General features: G+C 51.5%; 20 protein-coding genes and 1 pseudogene. 13 read left to right on the plus strand and 8 right to left on the minus strand.

Annotated elements, in window-relative coordinates; genetic code table 11:
• Positions 1 to 3: 3 nt before the first annotated feature.
• Positions 4 to 1,071 (minus strand): ABC transporter permease, encoded by a 1,068-nt coding sequence (locus ACO0LF_RS07195; protein WP_423013310.1) that lies wholly within the window; start codon positions 1,069 to 1,071, stop codon positions 4 to 6.
• Positions 1,064 to 2,674 carry an ABC transporter ATP-binding protein gene (locus ACO0LF_RS07200; RefSeq protein ID WP_423013312.1) on the minus strand — a complete coding sequence of 537 codons (1,611 nt, stop codon included), beginning with the start codon at positions 2,672 to 2,674 and terminating at the stop codon, positions 1,064 to 1,066. The genes ACO0LF_RS07195 and ACO0LF_RS07200 overlap by 8 nt, the downstream gene beginning before the upstream one ends.
• Before the next feature lie 84 nt (positions 2,675 to 2,758).
• Between ACO0LF_RS07200 and ACO0LF_RS07205 the strand changes: the two genes are divergently transcribed.
• On the plus strand, positions 2,759 to 3,067 hold the full coding sequence (locus ACO0LF_RS07205; protein WP_423013314.1) for a hypothetical protein: 309 nt from the start codon (positions 2,759 to 2,761) through the stop codon (positions 3,065 to 3,067).
• 62 nt (positions 3,068 to 3,129) lie between these two features.
• Here ACO0LF_RS07205 and ACO0LF_RS07210 read toward each other — a convergent pair whose 3' ends face one another.
• Positions 3,130 to 3,699: a hypothetical protein gene (locus tag ACO0LF_RS07210; RefSeq protein ID WP_423013316.1), complete on the minus strand. Its 570-nt coding sequence runs from the start codon at positions 3,697 to 3,699 to the stop codon at positions 3,130 to 3,132.
• 120 nt (positions 3,700 to 3,819) lie between these two features.
• Between ACO0LF_RS07210 and ACO0LF_RS07215 the strand changes: the two genes are divergently transcribed.
• The 5 genes from ACO0LF_RS07215 (at position 3,820) to ACO0LF_RS07235 (ending at position 8,946) form a co-directional block, all read left to right on the plus strand.
• Positions 3,820 to 4,647 (plus strand): AraC family transcriptional regulator, encoded by an 828-nt coding sequence (locus tag ACO0LF_RS07215; protein WP_423013318.1) that lies wholly within the window; start codon positions 3,820 to 3,822, stop codon positions 4,645 to 4,647.
• 595 nt (positions 4,648 to 5,242) lie between these two features.
• Positions 5,243 to 5,980, plus strand: a complete 738-nt coding sequence (locus ACO0LF_RS07220; RefSeq protein ID WP_423013320.1) for an AzlC family ABC transporter permease — start codon at positions 5,243 to 5,245, stop codon at positions 5,978 to 5,980.
• Complete coding sequence (locus ACO0LF_RS07225; protein WP_423013322.1) at positions 5,977 to 6,297, plus strand: AzlD domain-containing protein; 321 nt, start codon at positions 5,977 to 5,979, stop codon at positions 6,295 to 6,297. The genes ACO0LF_RS07220 and ACO0LF_RS07225 overlap by 4 nt, the downstream gene beginning before the upstream one ends.
• Before the next feature lie 39 nt (positions 6,298 to 6,336).
• Positions 6,337 to 7,515, plus strand: coding sequence for a serine hydrolase domain-containing protein (locus ACO0LF_RS07230; protein WP_423013324.1), 1,179 nt, complete (start codon positions 6,337 to 6,339; stop codon positions 7,513 to 7,515).
• A gap of 15 nt (positions 7,516 to 7,530) precedes the next feature.
• The gene (locus ACO0LF_RS07235) at positions 7,531 to 8,946 is read left to right on the plus strand and encodes a metallophosphoesterase family protein (protein WP_423013326.1); all 1,416 of its coding nucleotides are present in this window, start codon (positions 7,531 to 7,533) and stop codon (positions 8,944 to 8,946) included.
• 37 nt (positions 8,947 to 8,983) lie between these two features.
• Here ACO0LF_RS07235 and ACO0LF_RS07240 read toward each other — a convergent pair whose 3' ends face one another.
• Positions 8,984 to 11,209 (minus strand): ATP-binding protein, encoded by a 2,226-nt coding sequence (locus ACO0LF_RS07240; RefSeq protein ID WP_423013328.1) that lies wholly within the window; start codon positions 11,207 to 11,209, stop codon positions 8,984 to 8,986.
• 50 nt (positions 11,210 to 11,259) lie between these two features.
• Complete coding sequence (locus ACO0LF_RS07245) at positions 11,260 to 12,990, minus strand: ABC transporter substrate-binding protein (RefSeq protein WP_423013330.1); 1,731 nt, start codon at positions 12,988 to 12,990, stop codon at positions 11,260 to 11,262.
• Positions 12,991 to 13,348: 358 nt separating this feature from the next.
• On the opposite strand from ACO0LF_RS07245, the gene ACO0LF_RS07250 reads away from it, so the two are divergent.
• The 5 genes from ACO0LF_RS07250 (at position 13,349) to ACO0LF_RS07270 (ending at position 21,235) form a co-directional block, all read left to right on the plus strand.
• Entirely contained in the window at positions 13,349 to 15,568 is a 2,220-nt protein-coding gene (locus ACO0LF_RS07250) for a TonB-dependent receptor (protein ID WP_423013332.1), read from the plus strand.
• A gap of 331 nt (positions 15,569 to 15,899) precedes the next feature.
• A complete protein-coding gene (locus ACO0LF_RS07255) occupies positions 15,900 to 17,093 on the plus strand; it encodes a hypothetical protein (protein ID WP_423013334.1) in 1,194 nt (397 codons plus the stop codon).
• A 12-nt stretch (positions 17,094 to 17,105) separates the two neighbouring features.
• The gene (locus ACO0LF_RS07260) at positions 17,106 to 17,519 is read left to right on the plus strand and encodes a hypothetical protein (protein WP_423013335.1); all 414 of its coding nucleotides are present in this window, start codon (positions 17,106 to 17,108) and stop codon (positions 17,517 to 17,519) included.
• 204 nt (positions 17,520 to 17,723) lie between these two features.
• Entirely contained in the window at positions 17,724 to 19,445 is a 1,722-nt protein-coding gene (locus ACO0LF_RS07265; RefSeq protein WP_423013337.1) for a methyl-accepting chemotaxis protein, read from the plus strand.
• Between the two features lie 68 nt (positions 19,446 to 19,513).
• A complete protein-coding gene (locus ACO0LF_RS07270) occupies positions 19,514 to 21,235 on the plus strand; it encodes a methyl-accepting chemotaxis protein (RefSeq protein WP_423013339.1) in 1,722 nt (573 codons plus the stop codon).
• Positions 21,236 to 21,318: 83 nt separating this feature from the next.
• On the opposite strand, the pseudogene ACO0LF_RS07275 reads toward ACO0LF_RS07270, so the two are convergent.
• From ACO0LF_RS07275 to ACO0LF_RS07285, 3 genes and pseudogenes are all read right to left on the minus strand, one after another.
• Positions 21,319 to 21,912 (minus strand): annotated as a pseudogene (locus tag ACO0LF_RS07275) (ATP-dependent Clp protease proteolytic subunit); the annotation flags it as partial.
• An 82-nt stretch (positions 21,913 to 21,994) separates the two neighbouring features.
• On the minus strand, positions 21,995 to 23,191 hold the full coding sequence (locus ACO0LF_RS07280; RefSeq protein WP_423013341.1) for a M20 aminoacylase family protein: 1,197 nt from the start codon (positions 23,189 to 23,191) through the stop codon (positions 21,995 to 21,997).
• A gap of 284 nt (positions 23,192 to 23,475) precedes the next feature.
• Positions 23,476 to 23,940 (minus strand): hypothetical protein, encoded by a 465-nt coding sequence (locus ACO0LF_RS07285; RefSeq protein ID WP_423013343.1) that lies wholly within the window; start codon positions 23,938 to 23,940, stop codon positions 23,476 to 23,478.
• A 236-nt stretch (positions 23,941 to 24,176) separates the two neighbouring features.
• Between ACO0LF_RS07285 and ACO0LF_RS07290 the strand changes: the two genes are divergently transcribed.
• Together ACO0LF_RS07290 and ACO0LF_RS07295 are read left to right on the plus strand one after the other, a co-directional pair.
• Positions 24,177 to 25,154, plus strand: a complete 978-nt coding sequence (locus ACO0LF_RS07290; RefSeq protein WP_423013345.1) for an ABC transporter permease — start codon at positions 24,177 to 24,179, stop codon at positions 25,152 to 25,154.
• Positions 25,155 to 25,159: 5 nt separating this feature from the next.
• Positions 25,160 to 26,071 (plus strand): ABC transporter permease, encoded by a 912-nt coding sequence (locus ACO0LF_RS07295; RefSeq protein ID WP_423013347.1) that lies wholly within the window; start codon positions 25,160 to 25,162, stop codon positions 26,069 to 26,071.

Below are 26,071 nucleotides of genomic sequence, written 5' to 3' on the forward strand. Positions count from 1 at the left end.
TGCTTATTTCTGCCAACGCAGGCGGTAATTGATCAGGGTGTCGCAAGCCAGCAGCAAAAACAGCAGCATGCCCTGGAACAGGCCAGTGATGGCAGAAGGCAGGCCCAGGCGCGATTGCGCCATCTCGCCACCGAGATAAAACAGCGACAGCACCAGGCCACCAAAGATAGTGCCTATGGGATTCAAACGACCTATGAAGGCCACGATGATGGCAGCAAAGCCATAACCCGGCGAGATAGAAGGCAAGACCTGGCCTATGGGCCCGGCGACTTCAAATGCGCCTGCCATGCCAGCGAAGCCGCCGGAGATCAGCAAGGAGGTCCATAAGGCGCGGCGGCTGGAGAAACCCGCATAACGCGCTGCCAGCGGCGCCAGCCCGCCGACAGTCAAGCGGTAACCAGCAAAGCTGCGATACACAAACACCGCCATCAAGCCACTCGCGACCAGCATGACGATAAAGCCTATATGCAGGCGGCTGCCCGAGAACAGATGCGGCAACAGGTAATCACTGGAAAACACCTTGGACTGCGGAAAGTTCATGCCATGCGGGTCTTTCAACGGGCCGTTGACGGCATACATCAGCAGCAACTGCGCGATATAGGTCAGCATCAGTGACACCAAAATCTCATTGGCATTAAAGCGGTCACGCAACAAGGCGGTGATGGATGCCCACAAACTGCCACCAATCACACCCGCGCAAGTTGCCAGCAACAAGACCATGCCACCCGACAAACCTGGCGTGCCAGTATCAAAAAATAGTATGGTGCTGCCAGCGGCCAGGCCACCGGCAATCAACTGCCCTTCTGCGCCGATGTTCCATACATTGGCGCGGTAACAGACGGATAACCCCAGTGCGCACAAGACCAGTGGCGTGGTCTTCAGCAATAGTTCGGCGATGGCAGCCTTGTTGCGTATTGGCTCTATCAAAAATACCTGCAGGCCAGTCCAGGGGTTTTTGCCCAGTGCCATGAATAACAGCGCACCGAAAAAGATCGTCAGCAACAAGGCCAGCACAGGAGAAAAGTAGGCCATGCTGCGCGAGCTGGCGGCACGCAATTCCAGCTTAAGCATGCTCGCCCCGCTCATTCTGCACATTTTTTTTCTTGCGGCTGCCACCAGCTTTACCCAGGGACACGGTTTCTGCCGTCGTCCATTCTTCCCACAAACCACTCATCCACAATCCTATCTTTTCCCTGGTCGCGCTGGCAGTTGCTATCGAAGGCGACAAACGGCCCTTGGCAATCACATGCATGCGGTCACATAATTCAAACAATTCATCGAGTTCTTCCGATATCACCAATACCGCGCAACCAGCCTGCTTGAGCTTGCGTATCTCATCATGGATTTGCGCGGCCGCACCCACATCCACCCCCCAGGTGGGCTGTGCGACGATGAAGACATCCGGCTGGCGTGTGATTTCACGACCCACAATAAACTTTTGCAGATTGCCACCCGACAGGCTGCGCGCCAGTGACTCAGGCCCGCCCGCCTTGACGCGGAAACGGGCGATGATATTCGCCGCTGCCTGTATCGTATGGCGAAAATTGATCATGCCCTTATTGACGAAGGGTTCATGCTGGTGCGACAACAGCATATTGGCAGTCAGGCTCATTTCTGGTACTGCCCCCCGGCCCAGTCTTTCTTCCGGCACCAGGCTTTGGCCCAGTTTGCGCCTGCTCTCAGGGCCGCGATTACCAACTGGCTTGCCTTTGAGTTCTATCATCTGCGGCGCGGCGCGCCTGTCTTCGCCTGACAATGCGGCCAGCAATTCTTGCTGGCCGTTGCCGGATACACCGGCGATGCCGACGATTTCACCACCAAACAATTCCAGTTGTATGTCTTCGAGTGCCGTCGCAAAGGCATGTGCCTTGGGCAGGCTCAACTGACGTATCAGCAAGCGAGATTCGCCCAGGGTCACGGGCTCAGTATGTGCCGATGGCGGTAAATCCTCGCCTATCATCATGCGCGACAGGCTGGCAGCGGTTTCTTGCGCCGGATCGCAATGCCCGGTGACCTTGCCAGCACGCATGACGGTGGCGCTATGACATAGCTCACGGATTTCATCAAGCTTATGGCTGATATACAGGATACTGCAACCCTCAGCGGCAATCTTGCGCAGGGTGACAAACAGTTTTTGTACGGCTTGCGGCGTCAGTACTGAAGTAGGTTCATCAAGTATCAGCAATTGTGGCTTGGTCAGCAAGGCACGCACGATTTCCACGCGCTGTCTCTCACCAACTGACAAGGTATGCACATGGCGGTGTGGTTCCAGCTCCAGGCCATAGTTTTCACCAGTCTGGGCGATTTGTTCGGCCAGCTCCAGCATATTCACATGCTGGTCCAGGCCCAGGGCAATATTCTCGGCCACGGTCAGGGTATCGAAGAGTGAAAAATGCTGGAACACCATGGCGATGCCCAGTTTGCGCGCATCCTGTGGTGTCGCTACTCTGACTTCCTCACCATTCCAGCGCACCGTGCCCGAATCAGGTTTGACGGCACCAAAGATGATCTTCATCAGCGTCGATTTGCCCGCACCATTTTCACCCAGCACTGCATGGATTTCACCCGGAGCCACCTGCAGTCTGACAGCATCATTGGCGACGACTGCCGGATAGCGTTTACAAATGTCGGTCAGTTCCAGCCTGGGCACTATGGGTGAAGCAGCAGAAGTCACTTTGACCTTTCCATCCGGTGTTTGATGTTCAAGAGTAGGGAGTAAGTCCTGGGCTGCACATCACGCTAGCGACATGCTGGACATTTGCCCATCATTATAAGTGGCAGCTCTGCGCAAATTCAAAATCTATTTATCATTTGGCACAAGATGGAATTTGTTTGCCGGATAACAAATTGGAAGAAATCATTTAAATTCTTCCTGCCGTTGTTTTCCAGCATCAACAGCATTGCCTGCGCACAAAATTTTGTAGATGAATTGTTTGACACCTGCCCCTCAAGGCAGGTAATTCAAACTCAGTTTGAGTGGCAGGCAATATATAGCCAGGAAAAAGAATACGAGGAAAACATGCGGGGTGATGTTTCACTTCTGTGCCACGCAGAAAATAGTGCGTGAATAGATCCGCCTATTTTTATTTTAAGGGGGAAAAATGGCTGAAATTCTATCTACTATTTTTTTTACTGTTTCACAAAAACTGGCTGCTCTACTAAGCCTACGCCGGGTGTGTAGACAGATGCTGCTGTGATAACCCGCTTCGCTGGTGTAGTGCCATCCATACCTGTATTTGGGTTGGGTAAAGGTAATTTAAACTTATTTCCAAGCAAAGCGTACCCAGTATATTGAGTAGTACCATTTGAAGTAATATCCAGTGTTTTGTAGGATTCACTTCCAGAAGTCAAATAAATATCGCCTGTTTTGAAAATTCCCGTCAAGCTGTCATTTAGAATGAAGCCGCCAGTGTTACCTTTAAGGATAAGACAAACTTCCTTCTTGCCTGTGATTGAGCTGCCTGAGAAAGTAAAAGTTGTACGCTCCTCATACGCACCATGAATGTCTAAACCACAGGCAGTCCCAGTGATATGGCTTCCAGTGGAGTACACCCAGGTTCCTTCAAGTTCGGAGACGGCTGGAGTTACCGGGGCGTTAGAAGTGGAGGAACTTCCGCCACAGGCGGTAAGACAGGCAATGAGTAAGAGAGATAGGTTTTTCATAGAGCGGGTATAAATACGAATTAACAAATGCCACATAAAAAATGGCGGGCGAAATGTATCACATATAGGCAGAAATGGCGTTGATGTATATCAGTGTTCTTGCTTGGGTATAGAATAATCCTTAATAATCAAAGGACTTACCGTATTTTTTAGCATATGGACCAACCAGCCACCTTCCGTGACGACGCCCACTTCTGGCGCAGCCCGCTGCTGCCAGATGCTGAGTTGCTGACGGCTGAATACTTCGCCCAGGAATTTGCCCCGCACTGGCACGAAGGCTTTTCCATCCCCGTCATACAGTCAGGCGCGCAAACCTACCGCTATCGCGGCAGCCGTTGCCTGGCTTCTGTTGGCTGCATCGCTGCCATCAACCCCGGTGAAGTGCATACCGGCGAGAGAGCAACCGAACATGGCTGGGCTTACCGCGCCTTTTACCCTTCGGTAGACTGGATGCAACAACTCGCCAGCGACATGGCAGGCACAGCTGTCGGTGTCCCGTGGTTGCCGGATGGAGTCATCGAAGATGCCGAAGTCTCCGCTCAACTGGCCTTTGCCCATCGCCTGCTGGAAGCCGGTAATGATCCACTCGCCGCCGAAAACGCCCTGACCGCAGGCTTTGCCCTGATGCTGTCGCGCTACGCCCGCACCCGCCCCACTGTACAAGCCATCTTGCCAGACACCGTCAGGGTGGAAATGATGAAATCCCGGCTCAGTGAAGATCTCAGCATAGCAATCAGCCTGACCGAACTGGCGCAAGAGGTAGGCCTGTCAAGCTTCTACGCTGCCCGTCTGTTTTCCCGCATGACTGGCATGCCACCACATGCATGGCGTAACCAACTGAGGCTGAACCGCGCCCAGAGTTTGCTGCGGCAGAATCTGACTGTGACTGAGATTGCGACCATGACAGGGTTTGCGGACCAGAGTCATTTCACGCGGCATTTTAAACGGGCGTTTGGAGTGGCGCCGGGGAGATGGCGGGTTTGAGTGGATTTTGGCGATTTGATCAGTCGTGTATTAAGTAAAGCAATTAGCGGTCGTGTTGACGTTGGGGTTGATTTTCGCAGTTCCCATGTGTCGATGCCTTTGCTGCGAGGCAGAAAATGGATTAAGAAATGACCGTTGTTTGAGCGTAGCGAGTTTTCGAGCCTTCCCATTTTTTGACTTGCAGCAAAGGGAACCCCCTTTAGGGGGCAGCGACGCCTGGGTCGCCTTCTTTTGCTTCCTTTTCTTGGCGAAAGCAAGAAAAGGGAGTAGCTGCCGGGCTACCCCCGGCCTGCAATCGTGAATGACGTGTGGGGGTATTTAGAAATCTAGCTCGTAAATCTGCGATTCTACGTTTAATGCATTACACGGCATGCTAAGAACGCCGCTGGAGCGCCAGCCCGGTGGATTCCAGCCAAAAGCAGGCTGGAATGACGTAACTAACATTGAGAGTCATTTAATTTACTTTCAGCCAGGTAAGGTACGTAAGTAAATTCTTTATTTCAAATAACGCCCCCAAACCGCAAGAACGTACAAGCCCCATCCCCAATTAACAGGCAAGATCCCATTCAATCGCAATGCAATATGGAATCACCCCATGCCCCCCTCCACAAGAATGAAGCACTTCACCGCCGGTATCCGCGACACCGTCCCCATGCTGGTCGGTGCCGCCCCTTTTGGCATGATCTTTGGCACCCTGGTTGCCACTGCACAAATGCAAGCCTGGCAGGGGCAGTTGATGTCGCTGGTGGTGTTTGCCGGGTCCAGCCAGTTCATTGCCACTGGCCTCATCGCCAGTCACACTGGCATGCTGGTGATCTGGCTGGCGACTTTTATCGTTAATTTGCGGCACATGCTGTATGCGGCTTCCCTGATGCCGCATGTACGTCATTTACCCAGACCTTGGCGCTGGGGGCTGGGTTTCTTGCTGACGGATGAAACTTTTGCTGTGGTCGACGGCTATTACCGCCAGCATCCGCAAGATGCCCTGGGGCACTGGTATTTCCTGGGGTCGGGCTTGTCCATGTATGTCAACTGGCAAGTCTGGACGCTGATAGGTCTGATGTTTGGGGCGATCTTCCCACAATTGCAGACCCTGGGCCTGGACTTTGCCATGGTGGCAACTTTTATTGCGATCGTCGTGCCGCAACTGTTCAAGCGCCCGCATTTGCTGGCTGCCATCGTCGCTGGCAGCACCGCCTATGCCTTGCAACATTTGCCCTATAAGCTGGGTTTGCTGGCAGCGATTGCCCTGGGGGTGGCGACTGGCATGCTGGCATCGTGTTTCACTAAGCAAAATAATAAGCAAGAACAAATCACTGTGGAGCAGGCATGAATATCACTTTGACCATACTGGGCATGGCTGTCATCACCTTTCTCGTCAAGGCCCTGATCTTCATCCTTGGTGACCGCGTGGCATTTTCCGGTAATCTCAAAAAGGCATTGGAGTTTGTGCCTGTGACGGTGCTGACTGCCATCATCGTCCCCATGATCTTGTCGCCGCACGGCAAGGAGCTGGAATTGAGCTGGCGTAATCCGCAACTGGTGGCAGCAACTGTGGCAGCCTTGCTGTGTGCAGTTACAAAACATCAACTGGCAACCATCATCGCTGGATTAACAGTCTTCTTTAGCTGGCAGTATATGTTGAGTTGAGGGTAGGATATATGCTTTGTCGCTTTCAGCATTTAGCAAATGACTTACGATTTCAGCGCAGTTAACGCAGCAATGCAAAAATATGTGGACAGGCAAATCCTGTCCGGTGTCTCGACTGCGGTGCTGGTCGGGCGTGAACTGGTGCACCAGCACTGCACAGGCTGGGCCGACCGCGAGAGCCAGACGGCTATGCGCGATGATCATCTGTTTCGCGTGTTTTCCAATACCAAGCTGATCACCTCGGTGGCAGTCTTGTTGTTGATGGAAGATGGCAAACTCGAATTAGACCAGCCAGCAGAAGAATTTTTGCCACAACTGGCGCACCTGCAGGTACTCAAACCTGGTGCCACCCGCATAGACGATACCGAACCGGCACGCAGCAAGATCACCATCAGGCATCTGCTTTGCCACACCGCCGGTCTCAGTTATGGCTTGCTCGATCATGGCACGGTCATGTACAAGGCCTACAATGAAAAACGGGTCATGAATGCCTTTACTACTCTGGCCGAGATGATGGATGTGCTGGCAGAATTGCCGCTGAGTTTTCATCCAGGTACAGCCTGGGAATATTCTATCGCCACCGATGTACTGGCGCGTCTGGTGGAGGTGGTCAGTGGCCTGAGCTTTGACCGCTTCCTGCAATTGCGCATACTTAATCCCCTGGCCATGCATGACACCAGCTTTGTCGTGCCTGAACATAAACTGGACAGGCTGGCTTCTTACTATGCCGGTACTGACCCGCAAAATATCCTGCAGCGTGGCTTGCGCAAACTCGACAAATCACCTTACCCCGGCGCTTTCATGACGCCAGTGGCACGCCTGTCGGGCGGTGGAGGCCTGGTATCGAGCATGCAGGATATGCTCTCACTGATGCGCAGCTTCATGCCTGAAGGTGACACCTTGCTCAGGTCTGAGACTATCAAACTGATGATGCAAAACCATTTACCCGCTGGTACAGGCATAGCTTTTCCCGGCGTGGGTGATGTACCCGGCAAGGGCTTTGGCCTGGGTGGTGCGGTAACGCTTAAGCCTTCATCCATAGATCCGCCAGCATCGCTAGGCGAGTTTGAATGGGGTGGTATTGCTGGTACACACTGGTGGATATCACCACGCCACAATATCGCCGGGATATTGATGACACAAAGATTAATGAGTTTCTGGCATCCGTTTTCTTTTGATTTCAAGCGGCTGGCCTATGAAGCTTTGGGATTGAAGTAAATACAGGGGAAAAACATGGGATTCAACAAGATGCCCGGGCTGCAAAGGCTCACAGTGCTGACCATCAGCAGTTTGCTGGCGGCCTGTAGCAGCCTGTCTACACAACATGATGCAAAAATACAGGCAGCCTGGGTAGTGCTAGGCGAAAATGGCCAGGCCATAGCCCGCGCTGTCACGGCAGACAATATCTGTCCTTCCCTGGTGCAGGATGGTAATCTGGTCGCGATGAACCACAGGGCAGAGCCAAATTCCCTGCCTTTGCGCAAGACAGCCAGTAAGCCGGAAGACAGCAAGCCTTCCGCTTTCCCTGTGCTGACTTGTGAAGCTCCCTTGCTGCCTGCTACCAAAACAGCCAGTGTTGGCGGACGGGATTTACCTATCCCCAAACCTATCGCGCAAAAAATCATCGTTATTGGCGATACCGGTTGCCGTCTTAAAGTGGGTGACAATTACTTCCAGTCTTGTAATGACAGCGAGAAATGGGCTTTTCGCGAAATGGTGGAAACTGCGGCACGCTTCAAACCTGACCTGGTGGTGCATGTCGGTGATTATCACTACCGCGAAAATGCCTGCCCTGAAGGGAATAAGGAATGCGCAGGCAGCCCATGGGGTTATGGCTGGGACACCTGGCAGGCAGATTTTTTCACACCCGCACAGGCTTTGCTGAAGGCGGCACCCTGGGTAGTCGTGCGCGGCAACCATGAAACCTGTGTACGCGCAGGCCAGGGCTGGTGGCGTCTGATGGACCCGCGTCCTTTGAAGAGAGGGCATGACTGTGTCGATGAAGCAAATGACATTCGTGGCGACTATAGCGACCCTTATGCCGTGCCGCTGGGGCGTATAGGCAGCGAGCAGGCGCAGCTAATCATATTTGATTCAGCCAAAGTACCTATCAAGCCACTGGCGAAAACGGATGCGGCTTACCAGTTGTATATGGAGCAGTTCAAGACCGTCAACACGCTGGCAGACAATGCAGATTTCAATATCTTCATCGACCACCACCCTGTGCTGGCCTTTGCTGCTGAACGTAAAAAAGACGGCCCTTTGAATATCTTCCCTGGCAACCTCGCGATGCAAGACATCATGCAAAGCTTGAACAGCACGCGCCTGTTCCCCTCCAAAGTGCAGGCGACCTTGTCTGGCCATGTGCATTTGTTTGAAGCCCTGATTTTCAGTACAGATCATCCTGTGCAATTTGTTGCGGGCAATGGTGGTTCTTCGCTGGACACCCCTTTGCCTGTGCCACTGGCAGCGAATTCCACGCCGTATACTGAGGCGAAACTGGATTACTTCAGCAACTCCAATGAAGTCGGTTTCATGACCATGGAGCGTGAGCAGCAAAGCTGGAAAGTCCAGGCCTGGAACAAGCAGGGCAAGCTCATCACTGAATGCCGTATGCAGGGTAAGAAGACGGAGTGCAGCAACAAATAAATATGCAATGCCGCCACAGTCCCCACCCCTTTCAGGACTAAGACTGTGGCGTAATTTTTTCCTCTGTATCTGGTGCGCTTAAAGGCACGATGACAGTGAAACAGCAGCCCTGGCCGGTGTCGCTTTGCACCTGTATTTTTCCACCCAGTATCTTGCTCACCAGGTTATAGACGATATTCATGCCCAGGCCAGAACCGCCCTGGCCCAACTTGGTCGTGAAGAATGGGTCAAAGACTTTTGACAGATGTTCATTGGCGATGCCAGTACCATCATCCCTGAATTCCAGCTTGACATGATGCTGGTCTATCAGCGTGGTGCTCAGTTGCATGACACCTGTAACTCGCCCATCAAAACCGTGCTTGATGGAATTGGTCAAAAAATTCCCTATGATTTGTCCAAAGGCACCAGGGAAGCTATCCATCTGGATACCAGCCTGTAGCCGGGTCTGCATTTCAAAGCCAGTCTTGGCATACAGGGATGAATTGGTCAGCAGGATTTCTTCCAGTACCTGGCTTAATTCAAATTGCCGACGCATATCACTGGACTGATCAACCGCCACATGCTTGAAGCTGCGTATCAATTCAGAAGCACGCTGCAAGGAGCGTAGCAAAACCTCAGAACCAAAAATGCTGCTCTCAAGGAAGGCATTGAAGACACTGCGTTTGATCGTCCCTTGTTGCAATTCGCCTTGCAGTGTCCTGGCCTGGTCTTGCAAAGTACTGGCAACAGTGACGCTATTGCCTATTGGGGTATTGAGTTCATGTGCCACGCCTGCCACCAGTGAACCCAGAGAAGCCAGTTTCTCTTGCCGTATCAATTCGCCTTGCATGAGTTGCAGGGAATCGAGGGCTTCTGCCAGCTCTGCATTCGAGCGCTCCAGGTTTTCCGTGCGCCTGGCAACCCGGTCTTCGAGCGAGGCATTCAGGTTCAGCAAATCCTGTTCCGCAGCAAGCTGGCGTGTCACGTCCTGAGGGGTGATGATAAAGCGCTCTTCACCATCAGACATATAGGTGCGCGAGGAGAGCAGGCACACCCTGATGCTACCGTCGGCATGCCTGAACCTGGCCTGGAAATGATCTATCTGTGGCTCGGTGCGCAAGAGCGAGATGAACTTGCGCATCTCTTCTTTATCTGCCCAAAAATACTTCTGGTATTGTTCACCAGCACCGACGATGTCGTCGTGACGGTAACCAAATAATCTGATCCAGGCATCATTGACGGCATCAATTTTCCTGGTGTGCAGATTGACCAGAGAAATAGCCAGTGGTGAGCGTTCAAAAATTTCAGAGAATTTGTATTCGGCATTTCTGAGCGTGGCTTCCGACAACCGCAATTTATGAAATTGCCGCGCCAGTATGGCCATGACACAGAGCAGTAGCAAGACGACCACGGTGGTGAACATGATCCTGGTTTGCAGGCGCTGATACCAGGGGGCCAATATGCTTTCTATATCACGTCCATACACCACGCTGAGCGGGAAACCATTGACTTTGCGATAGGCATACAAGCGTTCAAATTCATCGTCCAGCCAATCCGGGTCGGTGAAGCTGCCTTCCTTCTCTTCGCTGGCCAGCCTGTCTGTCGCGGGCTCCTTGCTGATATCGCGGTTGACATAGCGTGCTTCGAAGGGAGAGCGGACGATGACAAAACCTGCATTGGCAATCAGCGCCAGCATGGCATTATTTTCTTTCGCCACATTCGCATACAGCTCAGCAAAATAGGCAATGCGCAGATCAGTGCTGATCATCGCCACCTGCCTGCCCCGTTTGTCAAACACATTGCGTGCAATCGGCAACACCAGCTGGCTATCGTAGCGGCTTTCATAAGGGCTGCCGATGACGACTTCTTTATGCTCGGGATGCAGCATGAGGAAATGGATGTCATCCCTGTCCGCGACGGTCATTTGATGCGATGGAAAATCAGGGGAGCTGACCCAGCTATTGCCATCCAGATCGATATAACGCAGAGCCTTGATATAGCGGTAATCCTGGGCATCATAATTATCGAGGAAATGCTGGACATCGACGCCGACGTCCGTAAAAGAAGCGGCAGCAATGGCCGCAGTATCGAGTTTTTGTACACCGTCCTGCATGGTCTGGGCAACATGCTCCTCAAGCAGACGCACTGCCACATGGGCATTGCTGCGTTCTGCTTCCAGCGTCAACTCCTTATCTTGCTGAGCACTCCAGTAGGACTGTGCCAGGATGGCCGACACGATCAGTATCGTGACGGCAATCAGGCTCAGATTTTTACGCAGGAACACTGTTTTCCTCTCATTTTTCTATCCATCACCAGCTTGATCCGGAGTGGATATTATTTGACACGACCTTCACGCCAGGCTTGCAATAATTTGTCATAGGCGATGGTTTCACCCTTGGGTTTTTCCACTGCCATTTTTTTCCAGGGTGCGCCCTTGTCGGTCAGATACTTGCTCGTATCCCGTACAGGGTTGAGTTTGGGCGGACAATTTTTCATGCCCTTGCTTTGCAATTCCGCCATGACCTGGTCGATTTGTCCGGCCAGTTTATCGAGTGCCGCCTGGGGGCTGATCTGTCCCTGTACTACGGGGGCGATATTGCTCCACCACAGACTTGCCAAGCGCGGATAGTCAGGTACATTATTACCGGTCGGCGTCCAGGCTACCCTGGCCGGGCTACGGTAAAACTCGATCAAACCGCCGTAACGATAAGCATTTTTTGTGAAGTACTCATGACGTATATCGGATTCACGTATGAAGGTCAGACCGACGATGGATTTTTTCAGCGAGACTGTTTTCGATGTGACGAACTGGGCATATAACCAGGCTGCGGCCTTGCGGTGTTCCGGGGTTGATTTGAACAAGGTCCACGAACCCACATCCTGGTAGCCATTTTGCATGCCAGTTTTCCAGTAAGCGCCATGGGGTGAGGGAGCCATGCGCCATTTGGGGCTACCATCTGCATTCATGACCGGCAGGTCTGGCTTGATCATGGCAGCGGTAAAGGCGGTATACCAAAAAATTTGCTGGGCGATCTGGCCCTGCGCCGGCACTGGCCCGGCTTCGGTAAAATTCAATTGCCTGGCTTGCGGCGGTGCATACTTATTCAGCCATTCCAGGTATTTGCTGAGCGCATACACAGCAGCCGGTGAATTGGTGGCACCACCCCTGGCAACGCTGGCCCCTACTGGCGTGCATTTGTCACTGGCCACGCGTATCCCCCATTCATCGACTGGCAAGCCATTCGGTATGCCACGGTCTGCTGCGCCAGCCATGGACAACCAGGCATCGGTAAACCGCCAGCCCAGGGAGGGATCGCTCTTGCCATAGTCCATATGGCCATAAATCGCTTTGCCGTCGATAGTCTTCACGTCCTTGCTGAAGAATTCAGCGATGTCTTCATAGGCTGACCAGTTTTGCGGCACACCCAGTTCATAGCCGTATTTTTTCTGGAATTGTTCTTGCAAGTCTTTGCGGGCGAACAGGTCGGCCCGGAACCAGTAAAGATTGGCAAATTGCTGGTCCGGCAGTTGGTAGAGCTTGCCATCCGGTGCGGTCGTAAAACTGGTACCGATGAAGTCCTTGAGATCAAGGCCGGGATTGGTGAATTCCTTGCCCTGGCCTTTCATGTAATCAGAGAGTGGTTCGATGACACCATAACGATAATGAGTGCCTATCAGGTCAGAGTCCGAGATCCAGCCATCGTAGCTGCTCTTGTCGGCATAGATGGCTTTTTGCAGGCGTTCCACCAGGTCCCCTTCAGGCATGGTTTCATGAATGACCTTGATACCGGTAATTTCAAAAAAAGCTTTTGCCAGGACGGTGGATTCATAGGCATGGGTGTCGATGATTTCAGAAGCCACCCTGATCTCGCTAATGCCAGCCCGCTTCAATTTGTCGGCCGCAGCGATGAACCACTGCATTTCTTCGATTTGTTGAGATGCTGACAAGCTCGATACTTTGAATTCTTCTCGCAGCCATTTTTCCGCTGCCTGCTGGTCGGCATGTGCAGGTGCCAGGCATAGCAGCAGTATTAATGTCATGCCAGGTATTCGAATTGCAGCCATTCACAACTCCATATCAAAGCGAAGCAGCTTTACCGCAATGAGGGCATTTACAAGCAAGGGGAAAGCTTAATATCTTGTATAAATTATTAATCAATATTGCAATGTTGGCGAGGCATTTGAACTTATTATATAAGTAGTAAATATTCTTTAAGATAATTTTTATACATCTGTCGCCGCCCTAAACGATACCGCGCTCAGGCTTGTATAAACTGGAATTTCAAAGCAATTCAAGATTTTTTACCTTTGTACCTCAGGTTTTGTCGTCACGTCACGAAACGGTCATCTTGCTTACACCGTCTTGTCATAAGCTCTTTCTACACTTGCGGGTTTTCTACCCACCAAGAACATCGGAAGGCAAATGATGACACGCAAGCAAGTTCAATTTTCCATGCATATCACGACAGTACAAGTTTTACTGGCCCTGGCTTGCATGGCACAACATAATGCCCAGGCACAAACAGCAGCCGCTAGCGAAGTTGCGCAAGAATCCCCCTCCGCGCTGGATGCTGATGCGATCAAATCGCGCGTTGTCATTACTGGTTCTTCTGTTGGTAACCGGGCACCGGTGCAAACATCATTGAAAGCGACCCAGCCTCAGTCTGTCATCACGGCGACCTTCATAGAACAATCGGTGACCCCTCTGGCTGACTTTAATGCAGTAGCACGTATTGCGCCCAGCATAGGCGCGGGTGTATCTCCAAACGGTCCAGGCCTGGCAGAAACCAAGGTGACCTTGCGTGGTTTTCAGGATGGTGAATACAATGTGACCTATGATGGCATCCCTTTCGGTGATACCAATAATCCTACTCATCATTCGACGTCCTATTTCCCGGCACGCATCATCGGTGGCATGGTCATAGAACGCGGCCCGGGCAATGCCAGCAATCTGGGGCAGGCGACCTTTGGTGGCTCCATCAATCTGTTTTCCAAAGAGTTGTCGCATGATTTTCATTTCACGCCCTATGCCACTTTTGGCTCATGGAATACCAGAATGCTGGGCGTTCAGCTGGACAGCGGCATCAGCTCTTATTTTGGTGATACCCGCTTCATGTTCAATGGCTCGCGTCTGACCACAGATGGCTATCTGACGTATAGCGGTGTGAATGAAGATAATTATCAATTCAAATTGCAGCGCAGCCTGGGCAAGGATACGACATTGACCGTGTTCTCTACCTTCAACAAGATCACCAGTTATGTCTCTGACAAAGGTGGTGTGACCTTGAGCCAGGCGGCGCAGTTTGGCAAAAACTATGCATTGAATAATGATCCGAAAAGCCAGAATTTCTATGGCTATAACTTCAATAATAAAAACACGGATTTTGACTATATACGCCTGCAGTCGAAACTGGCGGACTGGGCCATCGACAATACCCTCTACACTTACTCCTATACCAATGATACTTATGCCGGTCAGGATACCAGCGGCGCGACTGCCAATGGTACCAAGTCAGGCGCGGCTGGCAATTTGAATGTTCCCGGTTATAACAAGCTCAATGCCTACCGTGTGAATGGCGATATCCTGAAGGCAAGCAGTCAACTCGATGCTGGCTTGTTGCGCGTCGGCATCTGGCTGGAAAATGCCAGTACCAATCGCCATACCTATGATCTTGACTGGACCCTGGGCACAGCCAATCCCAAGGAAGCCACGGCCCCCAAGAATGTCGCTTATGAGCAGGGTTCCAACTGGAGGCAATACCAGCCATTTGTCGAATTTGAATGGGCCGCCACGCCAGAGCTGACGATTACGCCTGGATTGAAATATGTGAGCTTCCAGCGTTCACTCGATGCCAAGGTCAATCAGACTACCCGCATCCCCACGACGACCGAGCAAACCTATACGACTACCTTGCCTTTCCTGACTGCCAATTACAGCGTCAACAAGGAATTATCTGCCTATGCACAAATTGCCCGTGGTTTCCTGGTGCCTGACTTGTCCATGTTCTATGTCAACACGCCCAGCCTGAGCACACCCAAGCCGCAGACTTCCACCAATTATCAATTCGGCGTGGTTCATCAATCCAGAGACCTGAGCCTGGATGCTGATGTGTATTACATAGACTTCAATAACAAGATTGCTTCTACCGGCACTGGCAATGATGTGGTGTATTACAACCAGGGTGGCGTCGTCTATAAAGGCATAGAAGCTGCGGCCACGTATTACCTGGGCAGCGGTTTCTCCCTGCATGCAAATGCTTCACTGAATAGTGCCAAGGCAAAAGATACAGGCTTGCAAGTTGCCAAAGCGCCTGAGTCCACCTCTGCTGTCGGGGTTTTGTACAAGGCAAATGGCTTGTATGGCTCCTTGATTGCAAAAACCACAGGCCAGCAATATGCCAAGGATGGTGAACCAGCTGCCTACAAAATAGCGGCTTACACAACCGCAGATTTGACTATTGGCTATCGCCTCAAAACAGATGGTCTGATGCTGAAAAATGTGAAAACGCAGTTCGGTATCAATAATTTGTTCGATAAGCAAGACGCTACATCCATCGCGCCGAATAGCAAGGGTGCAGCCTTTGATCAATATACTTTTGTACCTGCACGCAGCTGGAGTTTTTCTGTGACAGCGGATTTCTAGAGCTCATTCATCTGCACAGTTTTGGTGATGGCAGGCCTTGATGGCCTGCCATTTTTTCTTTTGCGGTATGAAAATTGTCTGCATTTCGCCACGAAATATGCAAGAAATGGTGAAATGACTTTTTGTAAGTCTGACCATCATCTAACTTGAAAAGACTGGCTGGAATTTCTATTTCTATCAGGCATCTCCTAGGAGCCATCAAAAACTTCGGTATTTTATTGTTATCTGTTTACTTGCTATTGCATCATTGTTTTTTTGATTTCCCTGAGGAAATAGTCTAAGTCTGGCTGTTTAATAAAACTTACAATGAAGAAACTTTCAAGGAGATAGCATGAAATTGAAACCTTTTATCACTTTATTGGCGATGACTTCCGCAGTATCGGCCGCCTGGGCCGAAGACACGTCGAATATCACTGTCAGCGGATTTGGCACTGCCGCACTGACGCGCAGCAATACTTCCGATGCAGAATTTGCCCGCCCCAATCAACTCGCCGGTGTCACCAGCGGTGCCAAAACCGGGGTGGATTCCAATCTCGGTTTGCAGGTGACGGCCAAAATGAATGACTGGTTGTCTTTCACTGGCCAGGGCCTGGTGCGCAAAAACGTCACGGACAATTTTGGTGCAGAACTGGCCTGGGCCTTTGCCAAAGCCAAGGTCTCTGAAAACCTGAACATACGCGTGGGTCGTGTTGGCTTGCCGGTGTACATGATTTCTGATTACCGCAATGTAGGTTATGCCAATACCATGTTGCGCCCTCCGGTAGAAATGTATACTCAGGTCACGCTGGAAAGCCTGGATGGTGCCGATGTACTCTACCAGACCAATCTGGGCGACACCGCATTCACCGCGCAAGTAGCCTATGGTGTGACTGATTCTGACAATCGTGGTGGCTTTACTGCCAAGTTCAAGAAAGTATCGAGCATCAATATCGTTGCTGAAAACGGTCCTTTCACTTTCCGTTTTGGCCGCGTCGATGCCAATGTGACCGTCGACAATTCGACTAACCTGACTACCCTGGTGACCGGCTTGACGAAGTTTGGTTTTGTTTCCGGTGCGAATGCGATTGCCGTGAATGATACCAAGGCCTCGTTCACTTCTGTCGGGTTGGGTGTGGACTGGAAGAGCATGGTCGTGCAGGCTGAATATGGCAAACGTAAATCTGCCAGCCTGTCTATCGCTGATACAACCTCCTGGTACACCATGTTTGGCTACCGTATGGGGGCCTTCCTGCCGTATGTGGTGCATGCTTCAGCCACCCAGGATAGTCCGCGTACTGTGGCTGGTCTGCCAACTGCTGGCCCCTTGCTGCCTTACACCCTGGGTGCAAATTCACTGGCATCCTCTTCACCTATACAAAGCAGTAATAGCATAGGTGTGCGCTGGGATTTCCATAAGTCGGCTGCTCTGAAATTGCAACTCGACAGAATGTCACCTGACAATGGCCCAGGCGTTTTCATTAATGCCAAGCCTGGTTTCAAAGGCCCGGTCACGGTCTTTGCAGCAGCTGTTGATTTTGTATTTTGATGGGGAGGCGTGATGAATAAGCTATTGACACATTTATTATTGGCCGCCACTGTCATGACGGGGGCCAGCATGGCAAATGCCGCGGAACTGGTGGTTATCGTCAATGCAGCAAATCCGGCAACAGCCATGACAGCTGCGCAGGCATCCCAGTTTTTCCTGGGTAAATCCCCCATGTTTACCCCGGTGGACTTGCCAGAAAGTTCTCCTTTACGCGCTGAGTTTTATAAAAAGGTGGCAGACAAAGATTTGTCTGAAGTAAAGACTATCTGGTCCAAGCTGGTGTTTACCGGCAAGGGCACTGCACCAAAAGAAATGCACAATAATGCGGAAGTAAAAAAAGCTGTAGCAGCCAATCCTACTGGCATCGGTTATATAGAACGCACTGCGGTGGATGCCACAGTCAAGGTAGTAACCGTATTACCCTGATTTTTGCCTGAATTGTTACTCCAAAGAAAGCTGCTGCCCAGCTTTCTTTTTTTTTGCCACGCTTTTTCTGCATATATATGAATTACTTGTGAGAAATTTGCAATCTGCAACAAATGCAACTAAAACTAGATATATATTCATAGTACCCCCTCACTATTTGTCTGCCTCCGCAATTCTGTTGTTCCTTTTAATAAAGGACTTACCATGAAATTGTTTTACAACCTGAGGATTTCGGCCAAGCTCTTCGTTGGTTTCATCTTACTGTTATCACTCACTGTATTTCTCGGTGGTTTTTCAGTCTATCAACTATCCAGAGTCAATAGTACTGCACTCGAATTGGGCACCAACTGGATGCCCAGCGTGAATGCTGCCATGGGAATGAAAGAAAGAATATCTCGACTCCGTACCCAGGAAATGCAAATCGTTTTATCTGCCGGCGATGAAGCTGCCCTGAAAAAATATGAAAAACGCTGGCAAGACTATACTGCCGAGCTGAAAAAATATGAGGTCGACTATGTCAAACTCATCAGTACGGAAATAGAAAAAAAGTATTTTGCCGAATACAGCAAACTATGGGAGCTGTATGTAGTCGAGGCAAAAAAACTGACAGCCCAGGCAACTGCCGGCAATATGGAAGAAGCACGCACGACCTTACGTGGCGAGTCATCAAAACTGAATGCCGACATGCTGGCGCTGGCCGACAAGATGGTACAGGTGAACGCCGATGGCGGTATCGCCGAATATCGTATGGGTGAGCAGATCTATGCCAATTCCAGAAATCTGATACTGGGCCTGATCATTGTCACCATCGCCCTGGGCTTGCTCCTGGCCTATTTTATCGCCAGAGTGGTATCCCGTCCTTTGCAAGAAGCCGTCAGGGTTGCAAAGACCGTGGCTTCGGGTGATTTGACCAGCGATATCGAAGTCAATACTTCGGATGAAACGGGTGAACTCCTGCAGGCCCTGAAAGAAATGAATGCCAGCCTGTTATCAGTCGTCAGTGAAGTCAGAACGGGTACAGACTTGATTGCCACGGCATCGACAGAAATTGCCAATGGCAATATGGATTTGTCAGCACGTACGGAAAGCCAGGCAGGTTCGCTGGAAGAAACTGCATCCTCGATGGAAGAGCTGACTTCCACCGTCAAGCACAATAGTGATAATGCACGCCAGGCTAATCAGTTATCGCATTCTGCCTCTGCTGTGGCACAAAAAGGCGGTAGCGTGGTCTCGCAAGTGGTTGATACCATGGGCTCGATCAGCGAATCGTCGAAAAAGATCGTTGATATCATTGCCGTCATCGATGGCATTGCTTTCCAGACCAATATCCTGGCCTTGAATGCAGCGGTAGAAGCGGCGCGTGCTGGTGAGCAGGGACGCGGTTTTGCCGTGGTGGCATCCGAGGTGCGCAATCTGGCGCAGCGCTCCGCCAGTGCTGCCAAAGAAATCAAGGCACTCATCAATGATTCGGTAGAAAAAGTCGATCTCGGTACACGTCTGGTGGATCAGGCGGGTGCCACCATGCAGGAAGTGGTTGAAAGCGTCAAACGTGTCAGCGATATCATCTCTGAAATTACTGCTGCTGGTACTGAACAAAGCTCAGGCATAGACCAGATCAATACCGCCATCATACAGATGGACCATGTCACTCAGCAAAATGCGGCCCTGGTGGAAGAAGCTGCTGCCGCCGCTGGCGCTCTGCAAGAGCAGGCCGCTAATCTGAGTCGTGTGGTGGGTGTGTTCAAGCTGATACATGGACATGCTGCCCCAGTTACAGCCAGTAAACCAGTCAGGACTGTCAGCAAGCAACTGGCCAAACCTGCTGCTACTGGTGCTGGCGCTAATATACGCAAAGCGCCGCCTGCAAAAGCCGCTACCAAAGAACGCGAGCTGAGCAAGGCTACTGATGACTGGGAAGAATTTTAAAACGATGCTTGCCAGGCCAGTTTGAATTTTCGTTTTTGCATTTTGTCAGCCTTTTTCAAGGAACTGTCATGAGAATGTTTTATAACTTAAGAATTTCAGCCAAGCTGTTTGTGGGGTTTGGTTTGCTTTTACTGCTGACGGTTTTCCTGGGTGTGTTTTCCATCACCATGCTGGCCAAGGTCAATCAAAATGCCTATGAACTGGGCACTAACTGGATGCCCAGCGTGAATGCTGCCATGTCAATCAAAGAGCGGGTCTCGCGCATACGTTCACAGGAAGCACAGATGGTATCTGCCGAAAATGTCGAAGAGGCAGATAAATATGCGGGTCGCGTCAAGGAAGCAGTCAAGGGGCTGAAAGAACACGAGGTAGAGTATGCTCGCCTGATTACTGAGTCCGAAGAGAAAAAACTGTTTGATGACTACAATAAATCCATGGCGGAGTATTTGCAGATTAGCGACAAAATGGCGGCGATGTCCCATGACGGTAATGGCAAAGACGCGATGGCAATGATGCGCACAGATTCTTCCAAACTCAATTCCAAAATTCGTGACATGGTCGACAAGATGGTCAAGATCAATGTGGATGGTGGTGTTGATGCCTATACCAAAGGCATGGAGTCTTATCAAACTTCACGTACGCTGATTATTACTATCCTCATCATTAGCATTTCCCTGGGCATGTTGCTGGCCTATACCATTGCCCGTATTGTTTCTGGTCCCCTGCAAGACGCCGTCAAGGTAGCGCAAACCGTGGCTGCTGGTGACTTGACCAGTGATATTCAGTCGAATACCCGTGACGAAACAGGTATGTTATTACAAGCCTTGAAAGAAATGAACCAGAGCCTGTTGCAAGTGGTAACCGAAGTGCGGCAAGGGACGGATGAAATTGCCACCGCCACGAGCGAGATTGCCAATGGGAATATGGACTTGTCCAGACGCACAGAAAACCAGGCCAGCTCGCTGGAAGAAACTGCTTCTTCCATGGAGGAGATCACCGCTACCATCAAGCACAATAGTGACAATGCGCGCCAGGCTAACCAGTTATCTCATTCTGCTTCTGCCGTGGCGCAAAAAGGAGGTGATGTGGTCTCGCAAGTGGTCGATACCATGGGATCTATCAATGAATCTTCCAAAAAGATTGTCGATATCATTGCCGTTATTGATGGTATTGCCTTCCAGACCAATATCCTGGCCCTGAATGCGGCGGTGGAAGCTGCCCGTGCTGGTGAACAGGGCCGCGGCTTTGCTGTAGTGGCATCCGAAGTACGCAACCTGGCGCAACGCTCGGCCAGTGCCGCCAAGGAAATCAAGGAACTCATCAATGATTCTGTGGACAAGGTAGGGCAGGGCACACGCCTGGTTGATCAGGCGGGCGAAACCATGAAGGAAGTGGTCGACAGTGTCAAACGTGTCAGCGACATCATCAGTGAAATCACCGCTGCCGGCACGGAGCAAAGTGCTGGCATAGAGCAGATCAATGTGGCGGTCACGCAGATGGATGAGATGACACAGCAAAATGCTGCTTTGGTAGAAGAGGCTGCGGCGGCTGCGGGCGCTTTGCAGGACCAGGCACAAAATTTGAGCCGTATCGTCAGTGTCTTCAAACTGGACCAGGTTCAGCGTGGCACTAGCAAACCAGTAGCTGCGGCCAGATCAGCACCGGTAAAAAGCGCGCATGAAAAACCGGTAGTACGCAGCTTGCCCAAGCCCGCTGCCAAAACCGTCAAACCTTCAGGAGCGAAAAAAGAGCCAGTGGCAGCAGCTGCCGATGACTGGGAAGAGTTTTAATGTATAAAAAAATGCCACAGTTTGCTGTGGCATTTTTTTTGCTGCAAGCTTGAGCTTTAAAGGCTTAAGATCGTAAATACGTTCTAAGACAGTTCGCTTTGTTTGACAATAATGCGGGAAACCAGGCCATATTCCAGGGCTTCGCTTGCACTCATCCAGTAGTCACGGTCTATATCTGCAGTGACTTTTTCCAGCGTCTGGCCAGATTCTCTGGCGATCAGGGCTGCGATACGCTCACGTATCTTGACGATTTCACGTGCCTGGATAGCGATATCCGATGCCTGGCCACCAAAACCACCGCTAGGCTGATGGATCAAAAAGCGGGTATTTTGCAGGCAGACGCGACGCTCCTTCGGTACTGACAGGAACACGTTCACAGCAGCACTGCCTACCCAGCCCGTGCCAACGATATTCACCGGCGCATCAATGAACTTGATGATGTCATGGATGACATCGCCAGATTCCACATGGCCGCCAGGGGATGAGACCAGGATAGTGATAGGTTCTTTGGACTCTGCCGATAAGGCAATCAGACGCTGGGAGATTTCTGATGCCAGTTTGTCGTTGATCGTGCCAAAAACCAGCACAGTACGGGATTTAAAGGCCTTTTCTTCGAGGAAAGGGCTGCGTGCTGGTGATGCGTTATTGTCTTTTTCGTCGGCCATGAAAGTCTTCTTATCTGATCTGGTTGAATTTTGGTAATTTTTTGGTAAATATGGGGAATGATTCTAAGGCATTCCAGGCTGTCTAGATGGCTGCTCAGGCAGTTTTTTTCAAGTAGGCTTCCGCCAGCCTGACCCAATAAGTTGCGCCTATGGGTAGCAAATCATCATTAAAGTCATAGCTGGGGTTGTGCAAGTTGCAAGGGCCGAGTCCATGACCCATGTCGCGGTGGCCACCGTCGCCATTGCCCAGGAAGGCATAGCAACCCGGTTTGGCTTGCAGCATGAAGGAAAAATCCTCCGCGCCCATGGTGGGCTCTACCTGATCATCGACCTTGTCTGCACCGACCACGCTACGCATGACTTCCGCCGCAAAGGCGGTTTCTTTGGCGTGATTGATCAGGGGTGGGTAATTGCGCTTGAAGCGGAAATCTACCTGGGCATCAAAAGCCGCAGCCGTATGTTCGGCGATGGTACGCATGCGTTTTTCTATGAGGTCTATCATTTGTGTGCTGAAGGCACGTACCGTGCCTATCAGGGTCGCTTCGTCCGGGATGACATTGGTGGCACTACCTGAGTGGATTTGCGTGACCGACAGTACGGCTGACTCCAGCGGGCTGGCATTGCGGCTGACGATGGTTTGCCAACTTTGCGCCATTTGTATTGCCACGATGATAGGGTCTATGCCTTTGTGCGGTTGCGCCGCATGGGCACCCTTGCCTCTGACGATGACTTCAAATTCATTCGACGATGCCATCATGGGCCCTGGCGTAACGCCAAAAGTGCCTACCGCTGCTCCCGGCCAGTTATGCATGCCAAATACCGCATCCATGGGGTATTTCTCAAACATGCCGTCTTCTATCATGCGCCGCGCACCGCCGCCGCCTTCTTCGGCGGGCTGGAAGATCAGGTAAACCGTGCCGTCAAATTCCTTGTATTTGGACAGGTAATGCGCCGCCCCCAGCAACATGGCGGTGTGGCCATCATGGCCGCAGGCATGCATTTTTCCGTCATGCCTGGAGGTATGGGCAAAGGTGTTGATTTCCTGCATGGGCAGGGCATCCATGTCGGCCCGCAAGCCTATGGCCCGTTCGCTGGTGCCATTCTTGAGTACACCGACGATGCCAGTGCCTGCCAGGCCACGGATGATGGGTATGCCCCAGGCTTCCAGCTTTTGCGCAACGACTTCAGAAGTACGGTGTTCTTCAAAGCAAAGCTCCGGGTGGGCATGGATATCACGCCGGATTTGCTGGATCTCAGCCTGGAATTGGACAATAGGGTCGATCAGGTTCATTTTTTGTCTCCGGATTGCTTTGCATCATGGCGCTGGCAATAAGCTACTGGCAGATATGTGCAAGCCATTCTTTTTGGGATGTTATCCTGTTGATAAGAAAAATGGTAGTCAGCATGCTATCTTTACCAAATCAAGCTCAAGACCTGAATGCCAGCTGACGACTTGTTTCTTCAGTATAGAGAAAGATACCAGATTCCGGGCAAACTGGTAGTAGTCAGCCTGTGCCAGGATCGTATATACATACTACAAAAACTGCTTTGACTAAATGCCTGGCCCAGCTTAGCTTACCAGCGCATGCCAGACATGGCACTCATGCCCATGCTATAGATGATCAGCAGACTGAGAACCAGGCCTATGAACCCTGAAACCAGACTGCTGAAGAGACAGGTAGTCGCCAGTGCTTGTTGTTGGCGCTGTTTGGCAATAGCCGCCATGGGCAATGTGATCAAGCCCAGTATGGCTGGTAACAAGGCCACGGTCAGTGGCGTGGAGCGACCACTAGCCTCAAGGATAAAGAAAGAGATAGTCAGCAAGGCGATCAGGTGCAGCCAGATAAAGCGTGCACGTGCGCTCTGCAAACCTGTTACCAGGTAGGAAAAATACGCCGGGTAACTGAGCCCACCGAGCATCAGCATCCCTGGTACAGAGCCCAGCCTAGTATGACTGAGAGTGTCGTAAACCAAAGGTGGCAGTATCAGCACGACTGATATCAGGAAAGCATGCAGGGCAATACGCTTGATGACGGACATGAAAGTTCAGATAAGCCAGGTGATTTGCAGACACAGTCCGCTGATGAGCTAGTGTAGCAGACCAACAGCCTGCACGAGTCCGTGGCAAAGCCTGTAAAATTCGCTGAAACTTCAACAAACCCATGTAAAAGCACGCAATGAAGATACTCATGAAACTTTCATGTTGGAAAACCAGCCGCGGGCCAGCCCAGGCGGATTCCCTGTATCTGCAGATAATCTCAAGGCAGGCCTGATACATGCCAGGGTTCATCTTGCGCCGCCTGCTGCAAAGCCTGGCAGTTTTGCTGCTCATGTCACTGCTGGTATTTGCTGGCGTGTATGCAATAGGCAATCCCATCGATATCCTGATTAGCCCTGAGGCAGATCAGGCGGAGCGCCTGCGTATCATCGCTGCCTTTGGCCTGGACCAGAGCCTGCCGCAGCAATACTGGCTATTCCTCAAAAATGCCCTGGCTGGTGACATGGGGCGCTCCTTTGCGTATGCGACACCGGCACTGGGCTTGATTCTGGAACGCATGCCAGCTACGCTGGAACTGGCGGTATTTGCCATCTTGATTGCGATAGCTCTGGGCATACCGCTGGGTTTGCTGGCTGGATTGCGGCCTGACAGCATTGCTGCAAAAAGCATCATGGCGGTATCGATACTGGGCTTCTCCCTGCCTACTTTCTGGGTAGGGCTGATGCTGATCATGGTGTTTGCCGTGCAACTCGGCTGGTTGCCTTCCAGCGGGCGTGGTGAGACTACACTCTTACTGGGCATACCTGTGAGTTTCTTGAGTACCGATGGCCTCAAGCATTTGCTCTTGCCTGCGTTGAACCTGGCACTTTTCAATATCGCCATGGTGATACGCCTGACACGTTCAGGTGCGCAAGAAGCCCTGCTGCAAGACTATGTGCGTTTTGCCCGTGCCAAGGGTTTGCGCAATAGCCGTATCATCGGCGTGCATGTACTCAAGAATATCCTTATCCCTATCGTCACTGTAATTGCCTTGCAATTTGGTTCCATCATCGCCTTTGCGATTGTCACTGAATCGGTGTTTGCCTGGCCGGGCATGGGCAAGCTCATCATCGATTCGATACGGGTGCTGGACAGGCCGGTCATCGTTGCCTATTTGCTGTTGATCGTCAGCCTGTTTATTCTCATCAACCTGGTGGTGGATGTGGTGTATTCATTGCTGGACCCGCGCGTACGTTTGTCAGAAAGCCGGGGCTGATTTTTATGACCGCGATGACTGAAACGATCACTACAAAAATTGAAACGCCCCTGCAGCGTTTCTTGCGCGACTTCTTTGCCAGCCGCATCGCCAGCCTGGGCAGCGTGATTTTATTGCTACTGATCTTGCTGGCGATATTTGCACCCTTGATCTCGCCACAAAATCCTTACGATCTGATGGCGCTGGATGTCATGGATTCACGTCTGGAACCCGGCAAACTGTCTGCCGATGGCAAGCACAGTTTTTTGCTAGGCACTGATGAGCAGGGCCGCGACATGTTGTCGGCCATCTTCTATGGCTTGCGTATCTCCCTCATCGTCGGTTTTTCCAGCACTGTGATTGCGTTGGCAATCGGCCTCAGTCTGGGGTTACTCGCTGGTTATCTGGGTGGTCGCGCCGAAGCCATCATCATGCGTATTGCCGACATACAGTTATCTTTCCCCGCCATCCTGATCGCCATGATCTTGCTGGCGCTGACAGGGCAGGGCGTGGGCAAGATCATCATCGCACTGGTGCTGGTGCAATGGGCTTACTATGCGCGCACGGCCCGTAGTGCGGCGCTGGTGGAAAGACAAAAGGAATATATAGAAGCGGCAGTCGGCCTGGGCTTGTCACCGGCACGCATAATCTGGCGTCACTTGCTGCCCAACTGTCTGCCGCCGTTGATCGTCATCGCAGCCTTGCAGGTGGCATCGGCGATTTCGCTGGAAGCGACCCTGTCATTTTTGGGACTGGGTCTGCCAGTGACTGAACCCTCACTGGGTTTGCTGATCGCCAATGGCTATCAATACCTGTTGTCCGGTAAGTACTGGATCAGTTTTTACCCCGGCCTGGCCTTGTTGCTGACGGTGGTGTCCATCAACCTGGTGGCTGACCATTTGCGCGATGTGCTTAACCCGCGCTTGCAGACGCAATAG

Origin of the sequence: Undibacterium sp. Di27W (genome assembly GCF_049340345.1) — a bacterium.
In the GTDB taxonomy this organism is placed as follows: Bacteria; Pseudomonadota; Gammaproteobacteria; order Burkholderiales; family Burkholderiaceae_D; genus Undibacterium.

Coding starts and splice junctions, on each gene's coding strand:
- ACO0LF_RS07195 (WP_423013310.1), bottom strand. CDS start 1,071: ATGCTTAAGCTGGAATTGCGTGCCGCCAGCTCGCGCAGCATGGCCTAC.
- ACO0LF_RS07210 (WP_423013316.1), bottom strand. CDS start 3,699: ATGTGGCATTTGTTAATTCGTATTTATACCCGCTCTATGAAAAACCTA.
- ACO0LF_RS07215 (WP_423013318.1), top strand. CDS start 3,820: ATGGACCAACCAGCCACCTTCCGTGACGACGCCCACTTCTGGCGCAGC.
- ACO0LF_RS07220 (WP_423013320.1), top strand. CDS start 5,243: ATGCCCCCCTCCACAAGAATGAAGCACTTCACCGCCGGTATCCGCGAC.
- ACO0LF_RS07225 (WP_423013322.1), top strand. CDS start 5,977: ATGAATATCACTTTGACCATACTGGGCATGGCTGTCATCACCTTTCTC.
- ACO0LF_RS07230 (WP_423013324.1), top strand. CDS start 6,337: ATGACTTACGATTTCAGCGCAGTTAACGCAGCAATGCAAAAATATGTG.
- ACO0LF_RS07235 (WP_423013326.1), top strand. CDS start 7,531: ATGGGATTCAACAAGATGCCCGGGCTGCAAAGGCTCACAGTGCTGACC.
- ACO0LF_RS07245 (WP_423013330.1), bottom strand. CDS start 12,990: ATGGCTGCAATTCGAATACCTGGCATGACATTAATACTGCTGCTATGC.
- ACO0LF_RS07250 (WP_423013332.1), top strand. CDS start 13,349: ATGATGACACGCAAGCAAGTTCAATTTTCCATGCATATCACGACAGTA.
- ACO0LF_RS07255 (WP_423013334.1), top strand. CDS start 15,900: ATGAAATTGAAACCTTTTATCACTTTATTGGCGATGACTTCCGCAGTA.
- ACO0LF_RS07260 (WP_423013335.1), top strand. CDS start 17,106: ATGAATAAGCTATTGACACATTTATTATTGGCCGCCACTGTCATGACG.
- ACO0LF_RS07265 (WP_423013337.1), top strand. CDS start 17,724: ATGAAATTGTTTTACAACCTGAGGATTTCGGCCAAGCTCTTCGTTGGT.
- ACO0LF_RS07270 (WP_423013339.1), top strand. CDS start 19,514: ATGAGAATGTTTTATAACTTAAGAATTTCAGCCAAGCTGTTTGTGGGG.
- ACO0LF_RS07280 (WP_423013341.1), bottom strand. CDS start 23,191: ATGAACCTGATCGACCCTATTGTCCAATTCCAGGCTGAGATCCAGCAA.
- ACO0LF_RS07285 (WP_423013343.1), bottom strand. CDS start 23,940: ATGTCCGTCATCAAGCGTATTGCCCTGCATGCTTTCCTGATATCAGTC.
- ACO0LF_RS07290 (WP_423013345.1), top strand. CDS start 24,177: ATGCCAGGGTTCATCTTGCGCCGCCTGCTGCAAAGCCTGGCAGTTTTG.
- ACO0LF_RS07295 (WP_423013347.1), top strand. CDS start 25,160: ATGACCGCGATGACTGAAACGATCACTACAAAAATTGAAACGCCCCTG.